The sequence below is a fragment of the Defluviimonas sp. D31 genome (genome assembly GCF_033436765.1).
Classification (GTDB): Bacteria; Pseudomonadota; Alphaproteobacteria; order Rhodobacterales; family Rhodobacteraceae; genus Albidovulum.
The window spans coordinates 1-1,044 of the sequence record NZ_JAWQFN010000067.1; the positions used below are offsets into that span (position 1 = coordinate 1).

A 1,044-nucleotide genomic window follows, 5' to 3' on the forward strand; every position below is an offset into this window, starting at 1 on the left:
GCCGGACGCCCCGTCGCTTGGCAACCTCCATTCCCCAACGCTTGAGCCAGTTCCAAGATCGGACCCGGCAGAGCAGGACGGTCGCGGCCTCGCACAGCAGGGACCGCACCATCCGGTCACCGCAGCGCGTGATCCCGCCGTTCCGATCGGTCTCCCCAGAGGCGTATTTTCGCGGTGTCAGGCCGAAGTGCGCACCGAGCAGCGATGACTTCCTGAACCGGCCCGGCGTTTCGACGGCAGTTCGATACGCTAGGGCCGTCACCGACCCCACGCCTGGCACACTCATCAGCCGGCGGCAGACCGGGTCTGACTTCGCCACGCTCAAAACCAGCCGATGCAGGTCTGCAAGCCGCGCCGCCACTTCACCTCGCACCTGCAGGACGGCCTCAACCGTTTCTTCGAGGGTAGCGTTCTCAGAGACAAGCTCGCGCACACGCTCATCGAAACGACCGACCGCAACACGCCCAACCTTTAGACCGAAGGCCTTCAGGATGCCGCGCAGATGGTTGTCCAACGTCGTGCGGGTCTTCACCAGCATGGCACGGCTCCGCAGAAGCGCCCGCAGCTTGTGGGTGTCCCGGCTCTTGACGTGAACGGTTCGGAACCACCCGGCCTGCAACGCCCAAGCGATATTGCGGGCGTCGATCCTGTCCGTCTTGACCGGCATCGCCGTCGTGGCGTTCTTCAGATGCCGCGCATCGAGGCAAACAACCGGCAAGCCTTGGCCGCGCAACCCGTCGTAGAGCGCCGGCGCCAGAGAACCTGCCTCCAGACCCACAAGCTGAAGGTCAAACCCCGTCCCCTGCAACCAGGCACCAATCGTCTCGGGTTCGGAGACGACCCTGCCCTCCTTCACAACCCGGCGGTGCTCATCCACGATACAAATCGACGTCTCCTTCAACGAGACATCCAGACCAGCATAGTATTCCATCACCACTCCTCCTTTCGGCTCGAACACGGACTCCACGGTCCGTCAAAGCCTGCAGGACTTCGCCGCAACGGTCATCAACCGGGCGACTCGCAACCCGATTGCCCCATCTCCAC

The 1,044-nt window shown here is 63.7% G+C and carries 1 protein-coding gene; it reads right to left on the minus strand.

The features are described 5' to 3' along the window. Positions 1–931 (minus strand): IS110 family transposase (locus R5H32_RS20905; protein WP_318340565.1); only part of this gene is annotated, 931 nt, incomplete at its 3' end. Positions 932–1,044 lie beyond the last annotated feature (113 nt).